Genomic DNA, 24607 nt, shown 5'->3' on the forward strand with positions numbered 1-24607 from the left:
GCGTCGTGGGAGCCCAACCGCACCCGCAGGTCGAACACCGGCCCCCTCATGGGCCAGAATGAGCGCGTGCCTTCCCTGTTGCTGATCGAGGACGACGACGCCATCCGTACGGCCCTGGAGCTCTCCCTGACCCGCCAGGGCCACCGGGTGGCCACCGCTGCCAGTGGTGAGGACGGTCTGAAGCTCTTGCGCGAGCAGCGGCCGGACCTGATCGTGCTGGACGTGATGCTGCCCGGCATCGACGGTTTCGAGGTGTGCCGTCGCATTCGGCGCACCGACCAGCTGCCGATCATTCTGCTGACCGCGCGCAACGACGACATCGACGTGGTCGTCGGTCTCGAGTCGGGCGCCGACGACTACGTCGTCAAACCCGTCCAGGGCCGGGTGCTCGACGCCCGGATCCGGGCCGTGCTGCGGCGCGGGGAGCGGGAGTCCACCGACTCGGCGAGCTTCGGCAGTCTGGTCATCGACCGTTCGGCGATGACCGTGACGAAGAACGGCGAGGACCTCCAGCTGACGCCCACCGAGCTGCGGCTGCTCCTGGAGCTGAGCCGGCGGCCGGGACAGGCGCTGTCCCGGCAGCAGTTGCTGCGGCTGGTGTGGGAGCACGACTACCTCGGCGACTCCCGGCTGGTGGACGCGTGCGTGCAGCGGCTGCGCGCCAAGGTCGAGGACGTGCCGTCGTCCCCGACCCTGATCCGTACCGTGCGCGGTGTCGGCTACCGGCTGGATCCGCCTCAGTGACACGGGAACACCAGGGGGGTACCCGCGGCCTGGCCGCGGCGCGCAAGGGATTCTGGTCCGGGCTGCGCTTCACCAGCCTGCGCCTCAGACTGGTCCTCGTCTTCGGCCTGGTCGCGCTGACCGCCGCCGTGTCCGCGTCCGGCATCGCGTACTGGCTGAACCGGGAGGCGGTGCTGACCCGTACCCAGGACGCCGTGCTGCGGGACTTCGAGCAGGAGATGCAGAACCGGGCGGGCGCGCTGCCGGAGCACCCCACCCAGGACGAGGTGCAGCACACCGCGGGGCAGATGGCCAACAGCAGCCAGCGGTTCTCGGTGCTGCTGGTCGCCGAGAACGCCGACGGCACCGCCGTGTACGGCAGTTCCGGCGGCCTGGGCGGCGTCGCGCTGTCCGACGTGCCCGAGTCGCTGCGCACGGCCGTGAACAAGGAGCAGAAGCTCACCTCGGCCAACAAGCACCCGTACCACCTGTACTGGCAGCGGATCACCGACGACGGCACCCCGTACCTGGTGGCCGGCACGAAGGTGATCGGCGGCGGGCCGACCGGCTACATGCTCAAGTCGCTGGAACCGGAGGCCAAGGACCTGAACTCGCTCGCCTGGTCGCTGGGGATCGCCACCGCGCTCGCCCTGCTCGGCTCCGCGCTGCTCGCGCAGGCCCTGGCGACGACCGTGCTGAAGCCCGTGCACCGGCTCGGGGTCGCGGCGCGGCGGCTGGGCGAGGGGAAGCTGGACACCCGGCTGCGGGTGTCCGGCACCGACGAACTGGCCGACCTGTCGCGGACGTTCAACAGCGCCGCCGAGAACCTGGAGAAGCGGGTCGCGGACATGGCGGGGCGGGAGCAGGCCTCGCGGCGCTTCGTCGCGGACATGAGCCACGAGCTGCGTACGCCGCTGACGGCGCTCACCGCGGTGACGGAAGTGCTGGAGGAGGAGCTGGAGTACGCGGGCGAGGGCGAGGGGGAGGGCGGGAGTTTCGACCCGATGGTCGAGCCCGCGGTGCGGCTGGTGGTGAGCGAGACGCGACGGCTGAACGACCTGGTGGAGAACCTGATGGAGGTCACCCGCTTCGACGCGGGCACCGCGCGGCTGGTCCTGGACGACGTCGACGTCGCCGACCAGATCACCGCCTGCATCGACGCCCGGGCCTGGCTGGACGCCGTCGACCTGGACGCCGAGCGCGGCGTCCACGCCCGCCTCGACCCGCGCCGGCTGGACGTCATCCTCGCCAACCTGATCGGCAACGCGCTCAAGCACGGCGGGTCGCCGGTCAGGGTGTCCGTGGCGCGGGCGGACCACGAGATCGTCATCCGGGTGCGGGACAACGGTCCCGGCATCCCCGAGGACGTCCTGCCGCACGTCTTCGACCGCTTCTACAAGGCGAGCGCCTCCCGGCCGCGCTCCGAGGGCAGCGGGCTCGGTCTGTCCATCGCCCTGGAGAACGCGCACATCCACGGCGGTGAGATCACCGCGGAGAACGCCCCGGAGGGCGGTGCGGTGTTCACCCTGCGGCTGCCGCAGGACCCGTCGCCGCCCGCCGACGAGGACGGCGGGCCCGACGAGGAGACCGAGGACCGGGGCAAGGACGCGAAGGGACAGGTCTGATGACCGTACGCCGTCTGCCGGCCCTCTGCGGGCTCGCGACAGTGGCCGTGCTGCTGACCGGGTGCGGCATCCGCGCCACCGAGGTGCCCACCGACTACGGTCCCGCGCCGTCGCGGGTGCGCTGCTCGCTCGCCGAGCCGGACGTGTCGGCGCGGGCCACGCCCGGGCTGCCGGCGCAGGTGTTCCTGCTGTGCGGCTCGTCGCTGGTGGCCGTGGACCGCACGGTGCGGGTGCCGGACGGCGCCTCGGACTCGGGGCGGCGCGTGCTGGTGGCCCAGGGGCTGCTGGACGAGCTGGCGGCGCAGCCGTCGGCCGCGGAGAAGGAGGCCGGTCACACGTCGGACGTGCGCGGCGGGATCGTGGTGACGGGACCGCGTTCCGGCGACCCCGAGGACACGCTGCGGCTGAGTACCGATCCCGACGATCTGACCTCGTACGCGCTCGCGCAGGTGGTGTGCACCTTCTCCGCCTCCGCCGCGGCCGAGGGCGACGGTTCGGTGATCCTGGCCGGGCCCACCGACCGGTCCGCCCGCCGCTACTCCTGCACGGACGAGGTCCGGGCCCGGCCGGGCAGCAACGAACCGCCCGCCGACGAGGTCACGGGCGGCTGACGGGCCGCACCGCGCGGCACGGGGCGGGTGCCGCGCGAAGGCCCCGCGGGGGCCGTGTGGCGCAGGCCTCACCCTTGCGTGGAGGCGCCCGGAACCGCACACGGCGGGGGGCGCGTCTAGGGGGACGTGCAGCGTCATGGGTTCCTCGGCGGCAGCGCCGCGCTCCGCATCCGTGTGACAGGAAGTGTTCTCCTGGTCGCACATCTCGCGTTCGTCGCCTGGTACGCGCTGCGGCCGCTGGACGTCCCCTGGGTACTGCCGCCCAACCTGGAGCCGTTCGCCGGAATCCGCGCCGACCTGGCGCTGGGCGGGCGCGCGGCGGCCCGTTCGATCGGCGGCTCGCTGGTCCTGCTGGCACCGCTCGGCGTCCTGCTGCCGGTGGCCGGCGGGCGGCTGCACGTCTCGCCGCTGGCGTCCCTGCTGCGCACCACGGCCGCGGCCGCCCTGCTGTCGGTGGGCATCGAGCTGCTGCAGACCGGGGTGCCCGGCCAGGTCGTCGACATCGACTCGGTGCTGCTGAACACGGTGGGCGTGGCCCTCGCACACCTGGCCGTCGTCCCGGCGGGCCGGTCCCGGCTCCGCCGCTGGTACCGGCAGGGCGGGCGGGAGGGCCTCCTCCAGGAGGAGCCCGCTCAGGGTCGGACCCCGACGATTCCCAGGGTCGGTATCGCCCCGTAGAGCGACGCTTTGTGCGGTTCGTCTCCGTAGCGTGGAGGGCAGATGAAGGGGAAGCCGGAGGGCAGCCCCACCCACACGCTCACGAAGGAGCCGCGATGTCCAGCCTCGCCCGCCCCACCCACGGCCGCATGATCGGCGGAGTGTGCGCCGCGCTGGCCCGGCGCTTCGGCACCTCCGCCGGCACGATGCGGGTGATCTTCCTGGTCTCCTGCCTGCTGCCCGGCCCGCAGTTCCTGCTCTACCTGGCCCTGTGGATCCTGCTCCCGTCCGAGGAGAAGGCCGCCCGTACGGCCTGGTGAAAGACGTACCACCCCTCTGGTACACCGATGGGGCGCACCCGGCGACCGGGTGCGCCCCTTCGGCGCGTACGGGGGAGGCGGTGGTGCTCAGCCGCCCAGCGGGAGGCCGTTGACCGGCAGGCCCTGGGTGGGCAGCCCCTTCAGCGGCACACCGCCGAGCAGCTTGGCGACCGGCTCGGTCGGGCCCTCGGCGAGCTGCTCGGCGACCACCTGCTCGACCACCGGCTGCGCGACGGTCAGACCGGTGTGGGAGATCCTGCGGCCCTGCTCCAGCACGTTGCCCGCGCCGGGCGCCACCTGGGAGACGGTCTCCGCGGGGAGGGTGCGGGCGACGGAGTCCACCGTCTGCGCGGTGTCCGGGAGCTCGGGGGCCGCGGTGGCCGCGCCCGCGCCGGCGGCGGCGAAGGCGGCGCCGAGGGCGGCGACACCGAGGGTCTTGGCAGCAGACTGCTTCATGAAGATGCGTCCTCGTAATGGGGTGACGGGGATGTGAGCGGTCCTTGACCGTAAACACGCCCCACCCCCGGCGGCAAACATCGAAATGCGGACGGATGGTGAATGTCCGTCCGCGTTTCCGTATTACCGTCGTCCCGCGTTCAGCCGTCGGATTCCGAAGAACCGCTGGTCGAAGCCGTCTGCTGGAACAGCCATTCGGATTTCAGCTCGGCATATCCGGGCTTGATGACGTCATTGATCATGGCCAGTCGTTCATCGAAAGGAATGAACGCTGATTTCATCGCATTGACGGAGAACCACTGCATGTCGTCGAGCGTGTAGCCGAACGCCTCGACCAGGTGCTCGAATTCCCGGCTCATGCTGGTGTGGGACATCAGCCGGTTGTCGGTGTTGACGGTGGCCCGGAAGTGCAGCCGGCGCAGCAGCCCGATGGGGTGCTCGGCGTAGGAGTCGGCGGCGCCGGTCTGGAGGTTGGAGCTGGGGCACAGCTCCAGCGGGATCCGCTTGTCGCGGACGTAGGAGGCGAGCCGCCCGAGCTTGACCGAGCCGTCCTCGTGGACCTGGATGTCGTCGATGATGCGCACCCCGTGCCCGAGCCGGTCGGCGCCGCACCATTGCAGCGCCTGCCAGATGGACGGCAGCCCGAAGGCCTCACCCGCGTGGATGGTGAAGTGGTTGTTCTCCCGCTTCAGGTACTCGAAGGCGTCCAGGTGCCGGGTGGGCGGGTAGCCGGCCTCGGCGCCCGCGATGTCGAAGCCGACCACGCCGAGGTCGCGGTAGCGGTTGGCCAGCTCGGCGATCTCCAGGGAGCGGGCCGCGTGCCGCATGGCGGTGAGCAGGGCGCCGACCCGGATGCGGCGGCCGTTCTCCCGGGCGCGCCGCTCGCCCTCCCGGAAGCCCTCGTTGACGGCCTCGACGACCTCTTCGAGGGTCAGCCCCTTCTCCAGGTGCTGCTCGGGCGCGTACCGCACCTCGGCGTAGACGACGCCGTCCTCGGCGAGGTCCTCGGCGCACTCGGCGGCGACCCGGACCAGGGCGTCGCGGGTCTGCATGACGCCGACGGTGTGGGAGAAGGTCTCCAGGTACCGCTCCAGGGACCCGGAGTCGGCGGCCTGCCGAAACCAGGTGCCGAGCAGGTCGGCGTCGGTTTCGGGAAGGTCCCCGTAGCCCGTCTCGCGGGCGAGTTCCACGATCGTGCCCGGCCGCAGACCGCCGTCGAGGTGGTCGTGCAGCAATACCTTCGGTGCCCGGCGGATCCGGTCCGGCGACGGTGTCTTCGAGACCGCCGCGGGGTTCGCCGCGGCGCTCTTCTCGGTGCTTCGGCTCGTCATTTGCGCACTCTAACTCCTACGCGCGTAGAACGCCGGGCGAATGCGGGGACCGGGTGCGGTGTACGGACTCCCCGATATGTAACGGTGACCGCGCGGACGGGTTCCGTACACCCGGTCTTCTGAGAATCTTCTGCCATGGCACAGCAAGCGACGCCGGTCCGTCGGGCCCGGCTGGGGCGGACGCTCGGTCCGGAGGGGACGGCGGTGAGCGGGGTGGTGCTGCTGCTCCCCGAGGGCGACGAGGTGTCCGACCGCAGGCCCTCCGCGCTGCTCGCGGCCGCGTCCGTACGCGCGTTGGGGCGCAGGCTGGCACGCGCGGGCCGGGAGGAGGGGCTGGCCACGCACGTCGTGCACTACCGCTACCGCGGCTGGAACGGCGCCGAGGCGCACCTGGCCCGGGACGCCGAGTGGGCCGCCGACGAGGCCGTACGGCGCTACGGCGACGTACCGGTCTGTCTGGTCGGCACCGGCATGGGCGGCCGGGCGGCGTTGCGCGCGGCGGGGAACGAGGCCGTCAACTCGGTCCTGGCGATCGCCCCCTGGCTGCCGGAGGACGACGTGGCCGCGCCACCCGAACCGGTGAAGCAGCTCGCCGGGCGGCAGGTGCTGATCGTGCACGGCACGAACGACGGGCGCAGCGACCCGGAGTTGTCCTTCCGGCTCGCCTCCCGGGCGAAGAAGGCGAACCGCGGCGTGTGCCGGTTCGAGGTGCACTCCGACGGCCACGGGCTGCGCCAGTACCGGGACGAGGTCGCCGCGCTGGCCGAGGACTTCGTGATGGGCGTGCTGTTCGGGCAGTCCTTCTCCCGCCCGGTGGAGGACGCCCTGGCCGCTCCCCCGCCGCTGGGGCTGCGGATGCCGTTGGCGGCGGGGTTCGGGAAGTCGTTGCGGCGGTAGCACGCGACTCCTGCGGCGGGTGGACCGCGCGGCGGGGGTGCGGGCCGTCACGGCCGAAGCGCGCGGTTCCCGTCGCGTGCGCCGCCACTCACTGGTAGTCGTACTTCAGACCGATGCCGAGGGTGCTCTGCGAGGGGAGGAGGCCGGCGCCGACGATGTCGAGCACCGGCGGCACGAGCAGTTCGGCGAGCCGGGCCGTTTCGCCGGGTGTGAGGGCTTCCCAGGGGGCGGCTGCGAGCTCATCGGTGAGCTTCTCGACTTCCGTACGCACCCGGAGCCCTTCGTCGGTGGCCCCGCCGTCGGGCCTCAGCAGGCCGCGGGCGGCGAGGCGTTCGCGGGCGGCGGCCCATTCCCCGTCGGTCCACTGCCTGCTGCGGAACACCTCCTCGGGCGCGGCTCCGACGGCGGCGTGCGACACCAGGGACTCGACGGGGCCGATGCCGTGGGCCTGGAGGGCGGCGACATGGCCGTCGCCGCGGTGCTCGCGCAGGACGGTGGCCGCCTGCCAGAGCACCAGGTGCGGCTCGTCGGGCCAGGGCAGCGCGGCGTTGGCGGCGGCCAGGGGGCGGCCCGCGGTGTCCGCGGCCTCGGCGGCGCGGCGGGCCAGGTCCGCGGCCTCGCGCAGCTCCGGCGAGCCGATCCGCTCACCGAGGAGCTTCCGCAGTGCGCGGTTCACCGCCACTTCCCGGGCCTTCAGGACCCGTTCGGGCGCGGCGGTCCGCCAGGCCGGTGCGGTGCAGCGCTCGACCATCTGCGGGCTGAGGCTGTAGAAGAGCGCGTTCACCAGCCGCGGGCCGACCGGACCGAGCGGCGCGGCGCGGTAGGCGAAGTAGCTCGGCCAGCGCTCGTCAGTGGCGTAGCCGAGGGCCGCGGCCTCCTCGAAGGCCTCTGGCGCGTAGTAGAGCGTGGCATGCACCGGCTCCAGCAACTGCCACATCTGCCGGACCGTGCTCAGGCTGTGCTTCATGTCGCTTCCTCCGCTGTCACTGCCGCGCGCCCCACCGGAACTTGACACCGACCAGATTGCGACGCCGCCACCGTCTTGTCAATGACTAGATATGGGATAGCCTGGGGCCATGGCCGCGACACGCGCTTACCACCACGGAGATCTGCGCCGATCCGTCCTCTCCGCCGCGCTGGAGGTCATCCGGAGCGACGGCGTCGCCGCGATCAGCCTCCGCGACCTCGCCCGCCGCGCCGAGGTCTCCCACGCCGCCCCCGCCCACCACTTCAAGGACAAGGCCGGGCTGCTGACCGCGATCGCCACGGAGGGTTTCGAACTGCTGGCCGCCGCCCTGACCGCGGTGCCGGCCGGCACCACGCACCGGCTGCGCGAAATGGGCGTGCGGTACGTGGAGTTCGCGCTGGACCATCCGGCCCACTTCGACGTGATGTTCCGGCCCCAACTGCTCCACGTCGGCGACCCGGAGCTGATCGCGGCCAGGGAGCGCGCCTCCCGGGCGCTGGCGTCGGGTGTCGAGGACCTCCCCGACATGAGGGCCGGTCTCGATGCCCGGCGGGCCGGACTGACCGCTTGGTCGCTGGCCCACGGTTTCGCCACCCTGCAGCTCGGCGGAAGCCTCCCGCCGCTGGACGACGACCCCGCCGAAGCCTTTCGCGCGCTCGTCGCCGACCGCCTCGTCGTGCGGCTTCCGTGACCGAGCGCCCTCCCGGCGACCGCGACGGGGTGCGGACGGGTGCCCATGCCGGGGTTCGCCTCCACGTACGGGCGGCCGCGCCGGTCGCGGAGGATCAGGACGGCAGCAGGCTGCCCCGGCGTGACAGCAGGAACCTCTTGAACGCCGCCACCGGTGGCGTGTCCGTGCGTCCCGCCAGCCAGGCCACGCCGATCTCGCGGGCGGCGCGCGGGGCGGTGACCGTCAGTTCGACCACGCCGGGGCGGGGCACGGCGGGCGGCGGCAGCAGGGCGACGCCGAGACCGGCCGCGACCAGGCCCCGCAGCGTCTCCGCCTCCTCCCCCTCGAAGGCCACCCTGGGCCGGAAACCGGCCTCCTTGCACAACGCGTCGGTGATGCGCCGCAGGCCGTAGCCGGGCTCCAGGGTCACGAAGATCTCGTCGGCCGCCTCGGCGAGGCGGATGCGCCGGCGCCCGGCCAGGGAGTGGTCGGCCGGGACGACCAGGCGCAGTTTCTGTTCGTCGAGGCGGCGGGCGACCAGGTCGGGGGCGTCGGGGACCGGCGAGGTGAGGCACAGGTCCAGCTCCCCCGCGCGCAGCCGCTCCAGCATGGCCTCGCCGTAGTTCTGCACGAGGCTGAAGCGGACCCGGGGGTGGTCGGCGCGGAAGGCGTGCAGCAGGCCGGGTACGGTCTCGGCGCCCATGGTGTGCAGGAAGCCGAAGGCGACCTTGCCGGTGGCCGGGTCGGCGTCGGCGCGGACCTCGTCGGCGGCCCGCTCGACCTCGGCGAGGGCGCGTTCGACGGAGCCGAGGAAGGTCCGCCCGGCGACGGTCAGCGCGAGGGTGCGGCCGCGCCGGACGAACAGGTCGACGCCGAGGTCCTCCTCCAGGCGGACGAGGGCGCGGGAGAGGGTCGACTGGGGGACGTTCATCTCCTGGGCGGCCCGGGTGACGTGCTCGGTGCGGGCCACGCCGGCGAAGTGCGCGAGGCGGGGCGCGAGCAGCGCGACGATGTCTTCTGTGTCACCGGACGGTGACAGGCGGGGCCGTGAGCTTTGCTGATGCACCATAGGAACGATTATGGCCATTCCATGCATTGGACGGATGAGTAAGGGGCTTCGTACCTTCGTGGCATGACTCCCGCCGATACCGGGGCGTCCACGGTCGTGGACGCCGCATCCGCCGCCTCCGATTCCTCCGGCTCCTCCGGCTCCTCCGAGCCGTCCGACCCGCGCATGGCTCCGCGCGGCCCCGGCTACCGCCGGATGAGTTTCGCGCTGTTCCTGGCGGGCGTCGCGACCTTCGCGCTTCTCTACTCCACCCAGGCCCTGCTGCCGCTGATCTCCGGCGACCTGGGCGTCACGGCGAGCGACGCGAGCTGGACGGTGGCCGCCGCGACCGGTGGCCTCGCGCTGTTCGTGCTGCCGATGAGCGCGCTGTCGGAGCGGTTCGGCCGCCGTACGGTCATGACGGCCTCGCTGGCGGTCGCGGTGAGTGTCGGGCTGCTGGTGCCCTTCGCCCCGTCGCTGCCGGCGCTGGTCGCACTGCGGGCGGTGCAGGGCGCGGCGCTGGCCGGACTCCCGGCCTCGGCGACGGCGTACCTCGCGGAGGAGGTGCGGCCGCGGGCGCTGGTCACCGCGATCGGCCTGTTCGTGGCGGGCAACAGCGTGGGCGGGATGAGCGGCCGGGTCATCACCGGCTGGGTCGCCCAGGAGTGGGGCTGGCGGGTCGCCGTCGGGGTGATCGGCCTGGTCGCGGTGGCGTGCGCGGTGGCCTTCCGGCTGCTGCTGCCGGCGCCGCAGCACTTCACCCCGGGCTCGCTGCGTCCGCGCGTCCTGGTCGGCACCGTGCGCGACCACCTCGCCAACCCGCTGCTGCGCCGCCTGTACGCGATCGGCGCGCTGTTCATGACGGTGTTCGGCGGTGTCTACACGGTGATCGGCTACCGCCTGACCGAGGCACCCTTCTCGCTCCCGCAGGGTCTGATCGGCTCGATCTTCCTGGTCTACCTGGTCGGCACGGTCTCGGCCTCGACGGCGGGCCGGCTGGTGGGCCGCCTGGGCCGCCGCGGCGCGCTCTACCTGGGCGCGGGGACGACGGCGGCGGGCCTGCTGCTGTCCCTGGCGCCGTCCCTGCCGCTGGTCCTGCTCGGCCTGGTGCTGATCACGGCGGGCTTCTTCGCCGGGCACGCGGTGGCGTCCTCGGCGGTCGGCAAGACCGCGCAGCACGGCCGGGCCCAGGCCTCGGCGCTGTACCAGTCCGCCTACTACGTGGGTTCCAGCGCGGGCAGCACGGTCGGCGCGGTGGCCTTCCACTCCGGCGGCTGGGCCGGCACGGTCGCGGTGGGGGTGCTCGCGGTGCTGGGCGTCGTGGTCATCACGGTCTCCGGGTCGCTGGCGGCCCGCCGCCAGGCCGCGGGCGCACCGGTGAGGGCTCTGGGCCTGCCGCGCTGACCTGGGCCTTTCTTGACTGCACAGGCCATTGTCAGTCCCCTGCGGTAGCTTCCGAAGTGCGAGGCGCGAAGACGCGCACGACGGGACGCCACAGGGGTGGGTGGACGATGACCAACGGCACCGTGACGACGGAGCTGGACTCCGCGCTGGAGATGCACCGGCCCGAGCTGACGGGGTACTGCTACCGGATGCTCGGTTCCTCCTTCGAGGCCGAGGACGCCGTGCAGGACACGCTGGTCCGCGCCTGGCGGAGCTACGACAAGTTCGAGGGCCGTTCCAGCCTGCGCTCGTGGCTGTACCGGATCGCGACCAACGTCTGCCTGGACATGCTGACCGCGGGCAACAAGCGGGCGCGTCCGATGGACCTGACGGAGGCGACGCCGCTCGCCCAGGCCGCCCTGTCCCCGCGCCCGGACCACACCTGGCTGGAGCCGATGCCCGACGCCCGCGTGCTGCCGCAGACCGCCGACCCGGCCGAGGCCGCGGTCGCCAAGGAGTCCGTGCGGCTCGCCTTCATGGCCGCCCTCCAGCAGCTGCCGCCCAAGCAGCGGGCGGTGCTGATCCTGCGCGAGGTGCTGGCGTGGCGGGCGAGCGAGGTCGCCGAGCTGCTCGGCACGTCGGTCGCCTCCGTCAACAGCGCGTTGCAGCGCGCCCGCGCGACACTCGCCGAGCGGGAGGACCGGGGCGCCGACGCGGCGGTCTCCGACCCGCTGGACGAGGAGCAGCAGAAGCTCCTGGAGCGGTATGTCGCGGCCTTCGAGGGCTATGACATGACGGCGCTGACGGCGCTGTTGCACGAGGACGCGGTCATGACGATGCCGCCGTTCGACCTGTGGCTGGCCGGCCCGGCGGACATCACCGGCTTCATGACGACGCTCGGCGCCGCGTGCGCGGGCTCCCGGCTGCTGCGGGTGGAGGCCAACGGGCTGCCGGCCTTCGCGCACTACAAGCCGGACCCGGAGGCGGGCGGGTTCGCGCCGTGGGCGGTCCAGGTGCTGGAGATCTCAGACGGCCGCATCACCGGGTTCCACTGCTTCCTCGACACCAAGCGGTGGTTCCCGCTGTTCGACCTGCCGCTCCGTCTCGAAGCGGAGGCCGACGAGGTCCAGTAGGGCGTGCAGGGCCGGATCGGGGTCGCGCAGCCGGATCCGGCCCCCGGCCCGCCGGGCGGTGAGCTCCAGCCGCGCCAGCAGGTCGACCACGGCGAGCCCCGGCGGCCCGAGGCCGCCGACGTCGCAGACGACCACCCCGGCCCGGGTGCTTTCCAGCAGCGCGCGCACCTCGTCGCAGAACCGGGGCGTCTCCCCACGGGAGACGGGCCCCGGCAGCACGAGTACGGCGGGTGTCACGGCGTCCACGTGCGGTAGACCCGGCCCGGGCCGGGAAATCATCGGTGCCGAGGCCGTCGGGGATCACATTGACCTGCGCGTGCCCTCCCACGGAGGGTTCGCTGTATGCCCCACATACCCTGTCCCGTCCCCGCCGCGCCGCCCGGCACCCGCCTCTGTGTCCGCGAGGGGGTGCCGTGCAGGGAGTGCTGACCGGCTTCGCGGTCATCGCGGTGGTGATCGGGGTGGGCTATGTGCTCGGCCTGCGCGGCCACCTCGGCCCCCAGGGCCGCGAGGTGCTGACCAAGCTGGCCTTCCACGTGGCGTCGCCGGCTCTGTTGTTCACGACCCTGGCGACGGCCGACCTGTCGGTGGTCTTCTCCGCCCGGCTGCTGGTGACGGCCCTGTCGACGCTGGCGGTGGCCGGGGCGTTCGTCGCGGTGGGCGTCGTACGCGGCTGGGGTGTGGGCCGTACGACGATCGGCGCGCTGTGCTCCGGCTACGTCAACTCCGGCAACCTGGGCATCCCGATCGCCGTGTACGTGCTGGGCGACGCCTCGCTGGTGGCGCCGGTGCTGCTGTTCCAGCTGGTGCTGGTGACGCCGGTGGCGGTGACGATCCTGGACCTGTCGTCGGGCGGGGGTGCCGAGGGCCCGCTGTGGCGGCGGCTGCTGACGCCGCTGCGCAATCCGATCGCGCTGGGCTCGCTCGCCGGGGTCGCGGTCGCGGCGAGCGGCTTCGAGGTGCCCGACCCGGTCATGGACCCGATCACCCTGATCGGCAACATGTCGGTCCCGGCGGTGCTGCTGGCCTTCGGCATCGGCCTGTGCGGCTCCACGATGCCGCTGCGGGGCGTGGAACGGCGGCCGGTGCTGCTCGCGGTCGCGCTGAAGGCGGTGGGCCAGCCGGCGGTGGCCTGGGCGCTGGCGTCGGGGGTCTTCGGTCTGCGGGGCCCCCAACTGCTCGACGTGGTGGTGACGTCGGCGCTGCCTGCCGCGCAGAACCTGTACACGTACGCGTCGACCTACGGCGTCGGCGAGCGCCTGGCCCGCGACGCGATCCTGGTCTCGACGGTGGTGTCCGTGCCGGTGCTGGTGGGGGTGGCGGCGGTGTTGGGGTGACCCCGGTCAGGCGCCCCGCGTCCCGGCGCCGGCCCGGTAGGGTCCCGGCTAATGGCCGAGCAGGGTGATGCCGAGGGCCGTCGGGCTGTGCAGCACGGTGTTCCGGTCCCGGACGGTGTCGATCAGCCGTGCCTCGCGCAGGGTGGTCGCGTGCTCGCTGGCGCTGGGCGGCGCGATTCCGAGCAGGGCGGCCAGCTCCTTGGTGGAGCAGCCCGGGTTCTCGGCGATCGCGGACAGCACGGCGGCGCGGGTCCGGCCCAGGAGTGAGGCGAGCGGTGAGCGTGCGCGGCCCGGGACGGAGCCGGGCGGCGCGGCCGCGCCGGGCAGCGGACCCGGCGACTGCTCCGTACCCGTGGGGTAGCGCAGGACGGGTTGCGGCTCGGCATCGATGTCGACGGCCGGGGCGGCGGCGCCGAAAACCGACGGGACGAGCAGGAGTCCGCGTCCGCCGAGATGCAGGTCGCCGTCGAGTCCGGACAGCATCGCGATCTCCAGGACGGGTGGGTTCCAGCGGATGCGCCGTGGGTGCAGCGAGGCCAGCATCCGGTCCATGCCGCCGCCGATGGCTTGCCGGGTCCGAAGGCCCCGGTCCGACCCGGCCACGGCGGTGACGTGCGCCCAGTACGGGGCCAGCAGGACCGCGTGGACGTGTTCCAGGGCGTCGCAGAGCCGCCCCAGCAGGGCGGCGTCGTCGGGCAGTCGGTGCGCCCACCGCGGCAGCGGCTGCCACTCGGCCACGTGCGCCAGGTCTGCGCGGACAACGGCTCGGGGGGTGGCCCGTACCCGCTCCAGCAGTTCCTGCGCGCTCCCGTGGGCGGACGAGGTCAGGAATGTGGGTGCCCAGCCGCCGGGCGGAACGAGTTCGAGGACCATGCGCGCGCGGGGGTCCAGGGCGTCACGGACGGCGTGCCGCCACGCTCCGAAGCGGACGGGGTGGCCGCGCTCGCGCAGCGTGCGCAGCGCGGCGCTCAGCTCCAGCAGCGGGGGCGGCTCGGCCACCCGGGTGCGCGCCAGGTCTTCCAGCGTGAAGTGGATGCGGTAGACCACGGTTCCCCCGAGTCCCTCGCCCAACGGTCTCTGCCGATCCTTCTGGAATGCCGTTCTTCGGACCAGACCGAATCACGTCGAAGCGCGCCCGCGGCGGCCGGAAGCTGGGACCAGGTCGGCCGGAGCCCGCGACGGGCCCGCAGCAGACAGCTCGGAACACCCACTCGACGAAGGAGAACCATGCGCACTCGTACGAAGCTCACCACCGTGCTCGCCTCGGGCACCCTGGCCGCCGGACTGCTCGTCGGCGGCGCCTCCAGCGCCTCGGCGGGCACGGCGCAGACCTGCTACGGCGGCGCGGTCGACTTCAGCACGACGAACAAGGTGTGGCCGGCCTACCCGCAGTGGCGGACGACCTCGGCCCGCTGCGCCGACGTCAACGTGAAGGCAACCGTCGGCGCGTACGTGCAGGCGTGCTTCTACCAGGGCGCCGGCGAACCGCACAAGTGCTACGCCAAGCGGTGGCTCTCGCAGGGCGTGTGGGACACGGCCGTGACGGACGTGCTCAACGGCAAGAAGTTCTACCTGAAGTTCGACCGCAGCACGTGGGGCAAGGTCGCCTACTGACGCACGTCGGGCCGTCGCGCCGCCGCGCGACGGCCCGGTTGCCCTGGCCGCCAGGGATCAGGCGATACGTTCCCGCACGACCGGCGCGGCGGTGAAGGCCGTGACCGCCGGGGCCACGTCGTACGCGTCCTGCACCGCCGCCAGCGCGTACTCGAAGCGGTCCGGGGTGTCCGTGTGCAGGGTGAGGAGGGGCTGGCCCGCGGTGACCGTGTCGCCGGGCTTGGCGTGGAGTTCGACGCCCGCGGCGGCCTGCACCGGGTCCTCCTTGCGGGCGCGGCCCGCGCCGAGGCGCCAGGCGGCGACGCCGATGTCGTAGGCGTCGAGGCGGGTCAGGACGCCGGAGGCGCCCGCCTTGATCACGTGCTGTTCCTTCGAGGTGGGCAGGGTCGCGTCCGGGTCGCCGCCCTGGGCCGCGATCATGCGGCGCCAGACGTCCATCGCGGAGCCGTCGGCCAGCGCCTTCGCCGGGTCGGCGTCCTTCAGGCCCGCGGCGTCGAGCATCTCGCGGGCCAGGGCGAGGGTCAGCTCGACGACGTCGGAGGGGCCGCCGCCGGCCAGGACCTCGACCGATTCGCGGACCTCCAGGGCGTTGCCCGCGGTCAGGCCGAGGGGGGTGGCCATGTCGGTGAGGAGCGCGACCGTCTTCACGCCGTGGTCGGTGCCGAGGCCGACCATCGTGGACGCCAGTTCGCGGGCGTCCTCGATGGTCTTCATGAAGGCGCCGGAGCCCACCTTCACGTCCAGGACCAGCGATCCGGTGCCCTCGGCGATCTTCTTCGACATGATGGAGGAGGCGATCAGCGGGATCGCCTCGACCGTGCCGGTGACGTCGCGCAGCGCGTACAGCTTCTTGTCGGCGGGCGCGAGACCGTCGCCCGCCGCGCAGATCACCGCGCCGGTGGTGTCCAGGACGTCCAGCATCTCCTCGTTGGAGAGCAGGGCGCGCCAGCCCGGGATCGACTCCAGCTTGTCGAGCGTGCCGCCGGTGTGGCCGAGGCCGCGGCCGGAGAGCTGCGGGACGGCCGCGCCGCACGCCGCCACCAGGGGTGCGAGGGGCAGGGTGATCTTGTCGCCGACGCCGCCGGTGGAGTGCTTGTCGGCGGTCGGGCGGGACAGGGACGAGAAGTCCATGCGCTCGCCCGAGGCGATCATCGCGGCGGTCCAGCGGGCGATCTCGCCGCGGTTCATGCCGTTGAGCAGGATCGCCATCGCGAGCGAGGACATCTGCTCGTCGGCCACCTCACCGCGCGTGTAGGCGTCGATGACCCAGTCGATCTGCTCACCGGTCAGCTCGCCGCGGTCCCGCTTGGTGCGGATGACGGAGATGACGTCCATGGCCATGTCTGGCTTTCCTAACGCGAGTGGCTACTTGGTGAGGTGGTCGGGGCCGAAGGCCTGCGGGAGCATCCGGGACAGCGGGAGGATCCCCTCCGGGGTCTCCAGCAGCAGCTCCGGGCCGCCGAACTCGTACAGGAGCTGCCGGCAGCGGCCGCAGGGGACGAGTACCTCGCCCGCGCCGTCGACGCAGACGAAGTGCGTCAGCCGGCCCCCGCCGGTCACCTGGAGCTGGGAGACGAGCCCGCACTCGGCGCACAGGCCGATGCCGTAGCTGGCGTTCTCCACGTTGCAGCCGGTGACGGTGCGGCCGTCGTCGACGAGGGCGGCGGCGCCCACGGCGTACCCCGAGTAGGGGGCGTACGCCCGGGACATCGCGTCCCGGGCCGCCGTGCGCAGCTCCTCCCAGTCGGCCCCGGTCACTTGCCCTGGCCCTTGCGGTACTGCATGCCGTCCGCCTTGGGCATCCGCAGCCGTTGCGCGGACAGGGCGAGGACGACGAGCGTGACGACGTACGGCGTGGCGGAGACGACCTGGTTGGGGACCTCGTTGGTGCCGGCGTACCAGGCGAAGACCAGGGCGCCGACGACGAAGGTGATCGCCGCCTTGACGTACTTCTTGCGGATGACCAGCCAGATGGCACCGGCGACCAGCAGCAGCGCGCCGAGCAGCAGCAGGGCGTGCACGTTGGCGGAGCCGCCGCGCAGGTTGAGGCTGTCGGTGTAGCCGAAGAGGCCGGCGCCGATGGCGAGGCCGCCCGGCATCCAGTTGCCGAAGATCATCGCGGCGAGGCCGATGTAGCCGCGGCCGCTGGTCTGGCCCTCCAGGTAGAAGGGGTTGGCCACGATGGACAGGAAGACGCCGCCGAGACCGGCCAGGCCGCCGGAGATGATCACGGCCAGGTACTTGTACTTGTAGACGTTGACGCCGAGGGACTCGGCGGCGATCGGGTTCTCGCCGCAGGAGCGCAGCCGCAGGCCGAACGGGGTGCGCCACAGGATCCACCAGGTGGCGGGGATCAGGGCGACCGCGATCAGGGTGAGCCAGGAGACGTCGGTGACCAGTCCGCCCAGCAGGCCCGCGATGTCCGAGACGAAGAACCAGTGCTGGTCGTTGAGGCTGTCCAGCCAGCCGGACAGGCCCGGGATCGAGAAGTGGCCGAGCGAGTCGACCGGCGGGGACTGCTTGGCCGAGCCGCCCTGGTGGCCCTCGAAGGCGAGCGGGGCGAGATAGCGGGTGGCGCCGAGGGCGAGGATGTTGATGGCCACACCGGAGACGATGTGGTTGACGTTGAAGGTGATCGTGACGATGGCGTGCAGCAGGCCGCCGAGGCAGCCGCCGGCGATGCCGACGAGGACGCCGGTCCACGGACCCCACTGGAAGCCGGCCCAGGCACCGAACCAGGTGCCGAGGATCATCATGCCCTCGAGGCCGATGTTGACGACGCCCGCGCGCTCGGCCCACAGACCGCCGAGACCGGCGAGGCCGATCGGCACGGCGAGCTGGAGGGCGGTGGACATCTGGCTGACGTTGGTGATGCCGTTGGCGCCCGTGATCAGGCGGACGATCGAGGTCAGCGCCAGGGCTCCGGCGATGACCAGGAGCAGCACGGGCCACGACATGCGGCGGCCGGTGCGTGGTGCGTGCTCCAGCGACGGCTGGTTGACGTCGGTCGCTGTGGTCGGAGCGGTCATCGGCCGGCCACCTCCTTCTTCGAGTTGTCGGTGGCGCCGAGGACGTGACCGGCGGCCAGCTCCGCGCCGACCCGGCGCTGCTGGCGGCGCAGGCCCCACTCGCGGACGGCCTCGTAGGAGACGACGACCGAGAGGACGATCAGGCCCTGCATGATGACCGCGATCTCCTTGTCGTAGCCGTGGAAGTCCAGTTCGGGCGAGGCCTTGTCGAGCCAGGCCCACAGCAGGGCGGCGAAGGCGATGCCGACCGGGCTGTTGCGGCCGAGCAGGGCGATGCCGATGCCGAGGAAGCCGATGCCGGTGGGGAAGTTGAGGCTGTAGGTGTGCGTGTCGCCCATCAGGATGGGCAGGCCCGCGAGACCGGCGAGGCCGCCGGAGATGAGCATCGCGGTGAGCACCATGCGCTTGGGGTCGACACCGCTGGCCGCGGCGGCGGACTCGGAGGCGCCGGAGGCGCGCAGGTCGAAGCCGAAGCGGGTGCGGTTGAGGACGAGCCAGTAGCCGATGCCGAGGAGGACGGCGAGGATCACCAGGCCGTAGATCTCGCCGGCCGCGCCCATGTCGATGCCGGGGATCCAGCCGGACTCGTGCATCTCACCGGTGGTGTTGTTGTTGCCGATCTTGACGCCGAAGACGTCGGGCAGCCACAGGTAGCCGATGACGGCGGTGGCGATGGAGTTGAGCATGATCGTCGCGACCACCTCGCTGACGCCCCGGGTGATCTTCAGGACACCGGCGATGCCGGACCAGAAGGCGCCGGTGAGGACGGCGGTCAGCAGGAGGAGCGGGACCTGGAGGGCGGCCGGCAGGCTGGCGTGGGCGCCGACGATCGCGGCCATCATGGCGGCGAGCTGGTACTGCCCGTCGACGCCGATGTTGAAGAGGTTCATCCGGAAGCCGATGGCCACCGCGAGGGCCGCGATGTAGTACATCGACGCCTGGTTGATGATCAGGACCTGGATGTCGGAGAATCCGGCCTGCTCGAACATGAGGGCGAACGGTTCGACCGGGTTCTTGCCCGAGGCGATCAGGACGATCGCGCTGAGCACGAAGGCCACGGCGAGCGCGATGACCGGTCCGGCCACCGCGAGGAGCACGCGCTCCTTGTCGAACTTCTTCATCAGCGGGCCTCGTCTTCCGGAGACTCGGGGGACGCGGGCGACGCGGGGGGCGCCGCGGACTTCGGGGAGCCGGTCGCGCCGTCCGGGGTCTCGGGGTTCTCTTCGTCTTCCAGGTGTCCGGAGGCCGCGCCGGTCATCGCCGAGCCGAGCGCCTCGGGGGTGATGGTGGCCGGGTCGGCGTCCGCGACCAGCTTGCCGTCGTAGATCACCCGGAGGGTGTCGGACAGGCCGATCAGCTCGTCCAGGTCGGCGGAGATCAGCAGCACGGCCAGGCCCTCGCGGCGGGCCTCGCGGATGTGGTCCCAGATCGCGGCCTGCGCGCCGACGTCCACGCCGCGGGTGGGGTGGGCGGCGATCAGGAAGCGCGGCTTGTGGCTCATCTCGCGGCCGACGATCAGCTTCTGCTGGTTGCCGCCGGACAGCGAGGCCGCGGTGACGTCGATGCCGGGGGTGCGGACGTCGTACGTCTCGACGATGCGGCGGGTGTCCTGCTGGGCATTCTTCAGGTCCAGCCAGACGCCCTTGCTGTTGGGCTTCTCGGTGACGTGGCCGAGGATGCGGTTCTCCCAGAGGGGGGCCTCCAGGAGCAGCCCGTGGCGGTGCCGGTCCTCGGGGATGTAGCCGACGCCCTGCTCGCGGCGCTTGCGGGTGGGCAGCGCGGTGATGTCCTGGTCGAGGAAGCGGATGGTGCCGGAGTCGGCGTGGCGCAGGCCGATGAGCGCGTCGACCAGCTCGGTCTGGCCGTTGCCCTCGACGCCGGCGATGCCGAGGATCTCACCGGCGTGGATGGTGAAGGAGATGTCGTCGAGCAGGGCCTTGCCGCTGGGCGCGGCCAGGCGCAGCGTGTCGACGGTGAGGACCGCGCGGTCGGTGACCGTGGACTCCGCCGTCTCGGGGGTGGGCAGCTCGCTGCCGACCATCAGCTCGGCGAGCTGGCGGGGCGTGGTCTCGGCGGGGACGGCCGTGCCGACCGTGGTGCCGCGGCGGATGACGGTGATCTCGTCGGCGACCGAGAGGACCTCGCCCAGCTTGTGGGAGATGAAGATGACGGACAGGCCCTCGGCCTTCAGCTCGCGCAGGTTGTCGAAGAGGGCGTCCACCTCCTGCGGTACCAGGACGGCCGTGGGCTCGTCGAGGATCAGCGTGCGGGCGCCGCGGTAGAGGACCTTGAGGATCTCCACGCGCTGGCGGGCGGCGACGCCCAGCTCCTCGACCAGGACGTCGGGGCGCACGCCGAGGCCGTAGCGGTCGGAGAGTTCCTTGATCTTGCGGCGGGCCTTGGCGCCGATGCCGTACAGCTTCTCGCTGCCGAGGACCACGTTCTCCAGGACCGTGAGGTTGTCGGCGAGCATGAAGTGCTGGTGGACCATGCCGATGCCGCGCACGATGGCGTCGGCGGGCGAGGAGAAGGCCACCTTCTCGCCGTCGACCGCGATGGTCCCCTCGTCCGGCTTCTGCATGCCGTAGAGGATCTTCATCAGCGTCGACTTGCCGGCGCCGTTCTCTCCGACCAGGGCGTGGACGGTGCCCTTGCGGACGGTGAGGTGGATGTCGTGGTTGGCCACGACTCCGGGGAAACGCTTGGTGATCCCGGCGAGTTCGACGGCGGTCACCGGTTCGTTGACCGCCGCTCCGGCCGGAGGGCTGCTGGACGCGTTGATGGCGCACTCTCCTGGGGACGGGGGCCGTCTACGCGCGTAGCGCCCCTACGGCATCCAAAAGCGTCGGCACATCGACGCGACGGGGTACGGGGAGGGCGACTTCGAGGACGCTCTCCCCGTACCCCGCCGTGCGGCCGGGCCGGCGCGGTTACACGCTGTTCGAGGTGTTGCTGGTGCTACTCAGCCGTTCAGCTGCTCTTGACCTTGATCTCGCCGCTGATGATCTTCTCCTTGGCCGACTTGATGGCTGCCTGGAGCTCGGCGTCGTCCGCGAACTTCGGGTTGGAGTCCGAGAGACCGACCTCGCCGGACTTCAGATCGCCCCGAACGATACCGGTCTCCGGCTTGCCGTCCTCGACCGACTTCGCAAGGCTGTAGACCGCCTTGGCGACGTCCTTGGTGGCCGAGGTCAGGATGGAGTCCTTGTACTTGGCGAGGGCTTCCTGCTTGTACTGGTCGGAGTCGACGCCGATCGCCCAGACCTTGTTGGCGGCGGCGGCCTCGATCACGCCCTGACCGGAGAGACCGGCCGCCGCGTACACGACGTCGGCCTTCTTCTCGATCTGGCCCTCGGCGGCGGTCTTGCCCTTGTCGGGGCTGGAGAAGCCGCCCTCCTCCGCGGTCTGCGTCAGGTACTGCGAGACGACCTTGACCTTGGGGTCGGTGTCCTTGACGCCCTGCTCGTAGCCGGCCTGGAACTTGTGGATCAGCGGGACGTCCACACCGCCCACGAAGCCGACCGTGTTGGTCTTGGTGCTCTTGGCGGCGGCGACACCGGCGAGGTAGGACGCCTCCTGCTCGTTGAAGACCAGGTCCGCGACGTTCTTCGCCTCGATCGTGGCGTCGTCGACGATGCCGAAGGTGGTGTCCGGGTACTTGGCGGCGACGTTCTTCATCGCGGAGGCGTAGGCGTAGCCGATGCCGACGACCGGGTTGTAGCCCTGCTTCGCCAGCGAGGACAGCCGCTGCTCCTTGTCGGCGTCGGTCTCGCCGTCGGTGGGCTCGACGTCGGCCGTCTCGTAGCCGAACTCCTTCTTGGCCTGCTCCAGACCGGCGTACGCGGCGTCGTTGAAGGACTGGTCGCCCTTGCCGCCGACGTCGTAGGCGATGGCGAGACCCTTGTCCCCCTTGGACTCCGAACCGGAGTCGGTCGAGGTACCACCGCAGGCGGCGAGGGCGAGGGCCAGGGAGGCGGTCGCTGCGCCTGCGACCGTGATCCGGGAAATCCGGCGCATGTCTGGTGCTCCTGTCGTACAAGCGCCGGGGACGGTTCGGCTGCGGCGCTGGCTTCGCCGCAGATTAACGCGCGTAGACCTGCCTGAAAACCCCTTCTGTCCACCTTGTTATCCGCCCGTGAGCAAGGACCCGCGAATGGGGGTACGGGGCTTGCCGGACGCAAACGGGGGGTGGCGGAGGGTGACGCCCGGCGGCGGAGGGCGCGAGACGCGGAAGCGGACGGGCACCGGGAGGTGTCCGTCCGCTTCGTGCGGGTGTGTGCGGGGGCGCGGCTACTCCGTCGCGACCTTGATGGAGCCGTCGACGATGCCGGCCTTGGCCTTCTCCACGGCCTCCTCGGCGCCCGGGACCTCGGCGAACTTCGGGTTGCTGTCGGACAGGCCCACGCCGTCGGACTTCAGGTCGAAGGTGTGGGTGCCGGTCAGCGGCTTGCCGTCCTCGACGGACTTGGCCAGGGCGAAGACCGCGCCGTTGATGTCCTTGAGGGCGGAGGTCAGGATGGAGTCCTTGTACGTGGCGAGGGCTTCCTGCTTGTACTGGTCGGAGTCGACGCCGATCGCCCAGATCTTCGCCTTGGCGGCGGCCTCGATCACGCCCTGACCGGAGAGACCGGCCGCCGCGTACACGACGTCGGCCTTCTTCTCGATCTGGCCCTCGGCGGCGGCCTTGCCCTTGTCGGGGCTGGAGAAGCCGCCCTCCTCCGCGGTCTGCGTCAGGTACTGCGAGACGACCTTGACCTTCGGGTCGGTGTCCTTGACGCCCTGCTCGTAGCCGGCCTGGAACTTGTGGATCAGCGGGACGTCCACACCGCCCACGAAGCCGACGCTCTTGGACTTGGTGGCCTTGGCCGCGACGACGCCGGCCAGGTAGGAGGCCTCGTTCTCGGCGAAGACGAGGGACGCCACGTTCTTGCCCTCGACCACGGAGTCGACGATGCCGAAGGTGGTGTCCGGGTACTTGGCGGCGACGGCCTTCATCGCCGGGCCGTACGCGAAGCCGACGCCGATGACCGGGTTGTAGCCCTGCTTGGCCAGGGAGGTCAGGCGCTGCTCCTTGTCGGCGTCGGTCTCGCCGTCGGTGGGCTCGATGTCGGCGGTCTTGTAGCCGAACTCCTTCTTCGCCCGCTCCAGACCGGCGTACGCGGCGTCGTTGAAGGACTGGTCGCCCTTGCCGCCGACGTCGTAGGCGATGGCGAGGCCCTTGTCGTCACCGCCGTCGTCGCCGCTCTCGCCGCTGGTGCCGCCGCAGGCCGTGGCCGCGAGTGCGAGCGACGCGACCCCCACCGCGACGCGGATCAGTCTTGATGTCCGACGCATCTGAAGTTCCCCATTCTCCAAAGCCCCGCAGCGGGCGCTCGGTTCGGCGCACAGTAACGCGCGTAGAAACTCCTGGGAACGGGGTTGCGCGGCGCCGTTATCCATTCGTGCCGCTGGCCGGTTACCGCCCTGTCAACGACCGGTTCGAAGGGGGACTTACCACCGCACCGCCCGCCGCACCGGCCGCCGCGCCGCCTACTGCACGGCGTCGATGAGGGCGGCCGCGGTGAACATCTCGACGCCGACCGTGATGGCGTGCTCGTCCACGTCGAAGTCGCCCTGGTGGAGGTCGCGGACCGTGCGCTCGCCGGGCGGGCGGACGCCGAGGCGGGCCATGGCGCCGGGCACGTGCTCCAGGTACCAGGAGAAGTCCTCGCCGCCCAGGCTCTGCTCGGTGGACTCGACGGCGTCGGTGCCGCGCCGGGCGACCATGGCGGCCTGGAGCAGCTCGGTGCTGGTGACCTCGTTGACGACCGGGGGGACGCCGCGGACGTAGGTGATCTCCGACTTGGCCCGGTACAGGTCGGCGATCTCGTCGATGGCGCCCATCACCAGGTCGGGCGCCTGCCGCCAGGCGTCCAGGTCGAGGCAGCGCACGGTCCCGGCCAGTTCGGCGTGCTGCGGGATGACGTTCGGGGCGTGGCCGGACTCGATCCGCCCCCAGGTCAGGGCGAGCCCGCTGCGGCTGTCCACGCGCCGGGCGACGAGCGGGGGCACGTCGGTGACCACCCGGGCGGCGGCGGTGACCAGGTCGGTGGTGAGGTGCGGGCGGGCGGTGTGGCCGCCGGGGCCGTTCAGGGCGATCTCCAGCCGGTCGCAGGCGGAGGTGATGGGGCCGACCCTGAGCCCGATCCTCCCGGCGTCCACCCGGGGGTCGCAGTGCACGGCCAGGATGCGGCGCACCCCGTCGAGCGCACCGCCCTCGATGGCGTCGGCGGCGCCGCCGGGCAGCACCTCCTCGGCGGGCTGGAAGACCAGCCGCACCGGCCGGGGCAGCAGGCCCTGCTCGTGCAGGGCGGCGAGCACGAGGCCGGTGCCGAGGACGACGGTGGTGTGCACGTCGTGCCCGCAGGCGTGGGCGCGGTCGGGCACCTGGGAGCGGTAGGCGCACTCGCTCTTGGTGTCGGGGATGGGCAGGGCGTCGATGTCGGCCCGCAGGGCGAGCATGCGGGGCCCACCGGACCACTGCCCCGAGTCGGTGCCGATGTCGCAGACGAGCCCCGTGCCGATGGGCAGCACGCGCGGCTTCAGACCGGCCCGCTCCAGCCGTTCCTTGATCGCGGCGGTGGTGCGGAACTCCTGGTTGCCCAGCTCGGGGTGCATGTGGAGGTCGCGGCGGAAGGCCACGAGCTCCGCGCGCAGCGCGTCCGGCAAGGTGCCGGGCAGCGCGGCTTCACCGGGAGTGTCGGCCTCGGACTCTGGGGACATCAACACGTTCACCCTTTGCAGCGTAGGGCTCCCGGGCGATCGAT

The 24607-nt window shown here is 72.1% G+C and carries 25 protein-coding genes; 11 read left to right on the plus strand and 14 right to left on the minus strand.

All coding sequences use genetic code 11. The annotated features are described in order from the left end of the window. Positions 1-66 precede the first annotated feature (66 nt). The 5 genes from afsQ1 (at position 67) to R2E43_RS14015 (ending at position 3936) form a co-directional block, all read left to right on the plus strand. Positions 67-744, plus strand: a complete 678-nt coding sequence (afsQ1, locus tag R2E43_RS13995; protein ID WP_003974066.1) for a two-component system response regulator AfsQ1 — start codon at positions 67-69, stop codon at positions 742-744. Continuing rightward, entirely contained in the window at positions 741-2348 is a 1608-nt protein-coding gene (gene afsQ2, locus R2E43_RS14000) for a two-component system sensor histidine kinase AfsQ2 (RefSeq protein WP_003974067.1), read from the plus strand. Before afsQ1 ends, afsQ2 begins: the two co-directional genes overlap by 4 nt. Beyond that, positions 2348-2959 carry a lipoprotein gene (locus R2E43_RS14005; protein ID WP_003974068.1) on the plus strand — a complete coding sequence of 204 codons (612 nt, stop codon included), beginning with the start codon at positions 2348-2350 and terminating at the stop codon, positions 2957-2959. The genes afsQ2 and R2E43_RS14005 overlap by 1 nt, the downstream gene beginning before the upstream one ends. A 126-nt stretch (positions 2960-3085) precedes the next feature. Further along, on the plus strand, positions 3086-3637 hold the full coding sequence (locus R2E43_RS14010; protein ID WP_003974069.1) for a VanZ family protein: 552 nt from the start codon (positions 3086-3088) through the stop codon (positions 3635-3637). Between the two features lie 95 nt (positions 3638-3732). Further along, positions 3733-3936, plus strand: a complete 204-nt coding sequence (locus tag R2E43_RS14015; protein ID WP_003974070.1) for a PspC domain-containing protein — start codon at positions 3733-3735, stop codon at positions 3934-3936. An 87-nt stretch (positions 3937-4023) separates the two neighbouring features. Here R2E43_RS14015 and R2E43_RS14020 read toward each other — a convergent pair whose 3' ends face one another. Beyond that, a complete protein-coding gene (locus R2E43_RS14020; RefSeq protein WP_093456860.1) occupies positions 4024-4392 on the minus strand; it encodes an ATP-binding protein in 369 nt (122 codons plus the stop codon). 140 nt (positions 4393-4532) lie between these two features. Continuing rightward, positions 4533-5723 carry an adenosine deaminase gene (locus tag R2E43_RS14025; protein WP_332056243.1) on the minus strand — a complete coding sequence of 397 codons (1191 nt, stop codon included), beginning with the start codon at positions 5721-5723 and terminating at the stop codon, positions 4533-4535. 135 nt (positions 5724-5858) lie between these two features. Here R2E43_RS14025 and R2E43_RS14030 point away from each other — a divergent pair, with 135 nt between their 5' ends. Beyond that, the gene (locus R2E43_RS14030) at positions 5859-6620 is read left to right on the plus strand and encodes an alpha/beta hydrolase (protein ID WP_326649983.1); all 762 of its coding nucleotides are present in this window, start codon (positions 5859-5861) and stop codon (positions 6618-6620) included. Between the two features lie 88 nt (positions 6621-6708). Here R2E43_RS14030 and R2E43_RS14035 read toward each other — a convergent pair whose 3' ends face one another. Then, on the minus strand, positions 6709-7587 hold the full coding sequence (locus R2E43_RS14035; RefSeq protein ID WP_011029935.1) for an SCO6745 family protein: 879 nt from the start codon (positions 7585-7587) through the stop codon (positions 6709-6711). 109 nt (positions 7588-7696) lie between these two features. On the opposite strand from R2E43_RS14035, the gene R2E43_RS14040 reads away from it, so the two are divergent. Continuing rightward, complete coding sequence (locus R2E43_RS14040; RefSeq protein ID WP_326649987.1) at positions 7697-8278, plus strand: TetR/AcrR family transcriptional regulator; 582 nt, start codon at positions 7697-7699, stop codon at positions 8276-8278. Between the two features lie 94 nt (positions 8279-8372). On the opposite strand, the gene R2E43_RS14045 is transcribed toward R2E43_RS14040, so the two are convergent. Continuing rightward, a complete protein-coding gene (locus tag R2E43_RS14045) occupies positions 8373-9326 on the minus strand; it encodes a LysR family transcriptional regulator (protein ID WP_003974076.1) in 954 nt (317 codons plus the stop codon). 63 nt (positions 9327-9389) lie between these two features. Between R2E43_RS14045 and R2E43_RS14050 the strand changes: the two genes are divergently transcribed. Together R2E43_RS14050 and R2E43_RS14055 are read left to right on the plus strand one after the other, a co-directional pair. After that, positions 9390-10709 carry an MFS transporter gene (locus tag R2E43_RS14050; RefSeq protein WP_193486536.1) on the plus strand — a complete coding sequence of 440 codons (1320 nt, stop codon included), beginning with the start codon at positions 9390-9392 and terminating at the stop codon, positions 10707-10709. Positions 10710-10816: 107 nt separating this feature from the next. Continuing rightward, positions 10817-11821 (plus strand): sigma-70 family RNA polymerase sigma factor, encoded by a 1005-nt coding sequence (locus R2E43_RS14055; protein WP_332056244.1) that lies wholly within the window; start codon positions 10817-10819, stop codon positions 11819-11821. Here R2E43_RS14055 and R2E43_RS14060 read toward each other — a convergent pair. Next, positions 11714-12100: an STAS domain-containing protein gene (locus R2E43_RS14060; protein ID WP_078653440.1), complete on the minus strand. Its 387-nt coding sequence runs from the start codon at positions 12098-12100 to the stop codon at positions 11714-11716. The genes R2E43_RS14055 and R2E43_RS14060 overlap by 108 nt on opposite strands. Positions 12101-12234: 134 nt before the next feature. Here R2E43_RS14060 and R2E43_RS14065 point away from each other — a divergent pair, with 134 nt between their 5' ends. Next, positions 12235-13158, plus strand: a complete 924-nt coding sequence (locus tag R2E43_RS14065) for an AEC family transporter (RefSeq protein WP_011029931.1) — start codon at positions 12235-12237, stop codon at positions 13156-13158. A 48-nt stretch (positions 13159-13206) separates the two neighbouring features. On the opposite strand, the gene R2E43_RS14070 is transcribed toward R2E43_RS14065, so the two are convergent. Continuing rightward, positions 13207-14229 carry a winged helix-turn-helix domain-containing protein gene (locus R2E43_RS14070; RefSeq protein WP_332056245.1) on the minus strand — a complete coding sequence of 341 codons (1023 nt, stop codon included), beginning with the start codon at positions 14227-14229 and terminating at the stop codon, positions 13207-13209. A gap of 156 nt (positions 14230-14385) precedes the next feature. Between R2E43_RS14070 and R2E43_RS14075 the strand changes: the two genes are divergently transcribed. Further along, positions 14386-14772 carry a hypothetical protein gene (locus R2E43_RS14075; protein ID WP_003974081.1) on the plus strand — a complete coding sequence of 129 codons (387 nt, stop codon included), beginning with the start codon at positions 14386-14388 and terminating at the stop codon, positions 14770-14772. Between the two features lie 57 nt (positions 14773-14829). Here the strand turns inward: R2E43_RS14075 and R2E43_RS14080 are convergent, their stop codons facing one another. The 8 genes from R2E43_RS14080 to R2E43_RS14115 form a co-directional block, all read right to left on the minus strand. Further along, on the minus strand, positions 14830-16107 hold the full coding sequence (locus R2E43_RS14080; protein WP_332057117.1) for a thymidine phosphorylase: 1278 nt from the start codon (positions 16105-16107) through the stop codon (positions 14830-14832). A gap of 30 nt (positions 16108-16137) precedes the next feature. Then, positions 16138-16530 carry a cytidine deaminase gene (locus R2E43_RS14085; protein WP_003974083.1) on the minus strand — a complete coding sequence of 131 codons (393 nt, stop codon included), beginning with the start codon at positions 16528-16530 and terminating at the stop codon, positions 16138-16140. Beyond that, positions 16527-17801 (minus strand): ABC transporter permease, encoded by a 1275-nt coding sequence (locus R2E43_RS14090; RefSeq protein WP_011029928.1) that lies wholly within the window; start codon positions 17799-17801, stop codon positions 16527-16529. Before R2E43_RS14090 ends, R2E43_RS14085 begins: the two co-directional genes overlap by 4 nt. Continuing rightward, positions 17798-18922 carry an ABC transporter permease gene (locus R2E43_RS14095; protein ID WP_011029927.1) on the minus strand — a complete coding sequence of 375 codons (1125 nt, stop codon included), beginning with the start codon at positions 18920-18922 and terminating at the stop codon, positions 17798-17800. Before R2E43_RS14095 ends, R2E43_RS14090 begins: the two co-directional genes overlap by 4 nt. Further along, positions 18922-20535, minus strand: a complete 1614-nt coding sequence (locus tag R2E43_RS14100; protein WP_329431164.1) for an ABC transporter ATP-binding protein — start codon at positions 20533-20535, stop codon at positions 18922-18924. The genes R2E43_RS14095 and R2E43_RS14100 overlap by 1 nt, the downstream gene beginning before the upstream one ends. 236 nt (positions 20536-20771) lie before the next feature. Continuing rightward, positions 20772-21818 (minus strand): BMP family lipoprotein, encoded by a 1047-nt coding sequence (locus R2E43_RS14105; protein ID WP_003974087.1) that lies wholly within the window; start codon positions 21816-21818, stop codon positions 20772-20774. Positions 21819-22091: 273 nt separating this feature from the next. After that, complete coding sequence (locus tag R2E43_RS14110; protein WP_030872147.1) at positions 22092-23135, minus strand: BMP family lipoprotein; 1044 nt, start codon at positions 23133-23135, stop codon at positions 22092-22094. A gap of 195 nt (positions 23136-23330) precedes the next feature. Then, positions 23331-24563 (minus strand): M20 family metallopeptidase, encoded by a 1233-nt coding sequence (locus R2E43_RS14115; RefSeq protein WP_011029925.1) that lies wholly within the window; start codon positions 24561-24563, stop codon positions 23331-23333. Positions 24564-24607: the final 44 nt, after the last annotated feature.

It is taken from the genome of Streptomyces violaceoruber, assembly GCF_033406955.1.
Lineage (GTDB): Bacteria > Actinomycetota > Actinomycetes > Streptomycetales > Streptomycetaceae > Streptomyces > Streptomyces violaceoruber.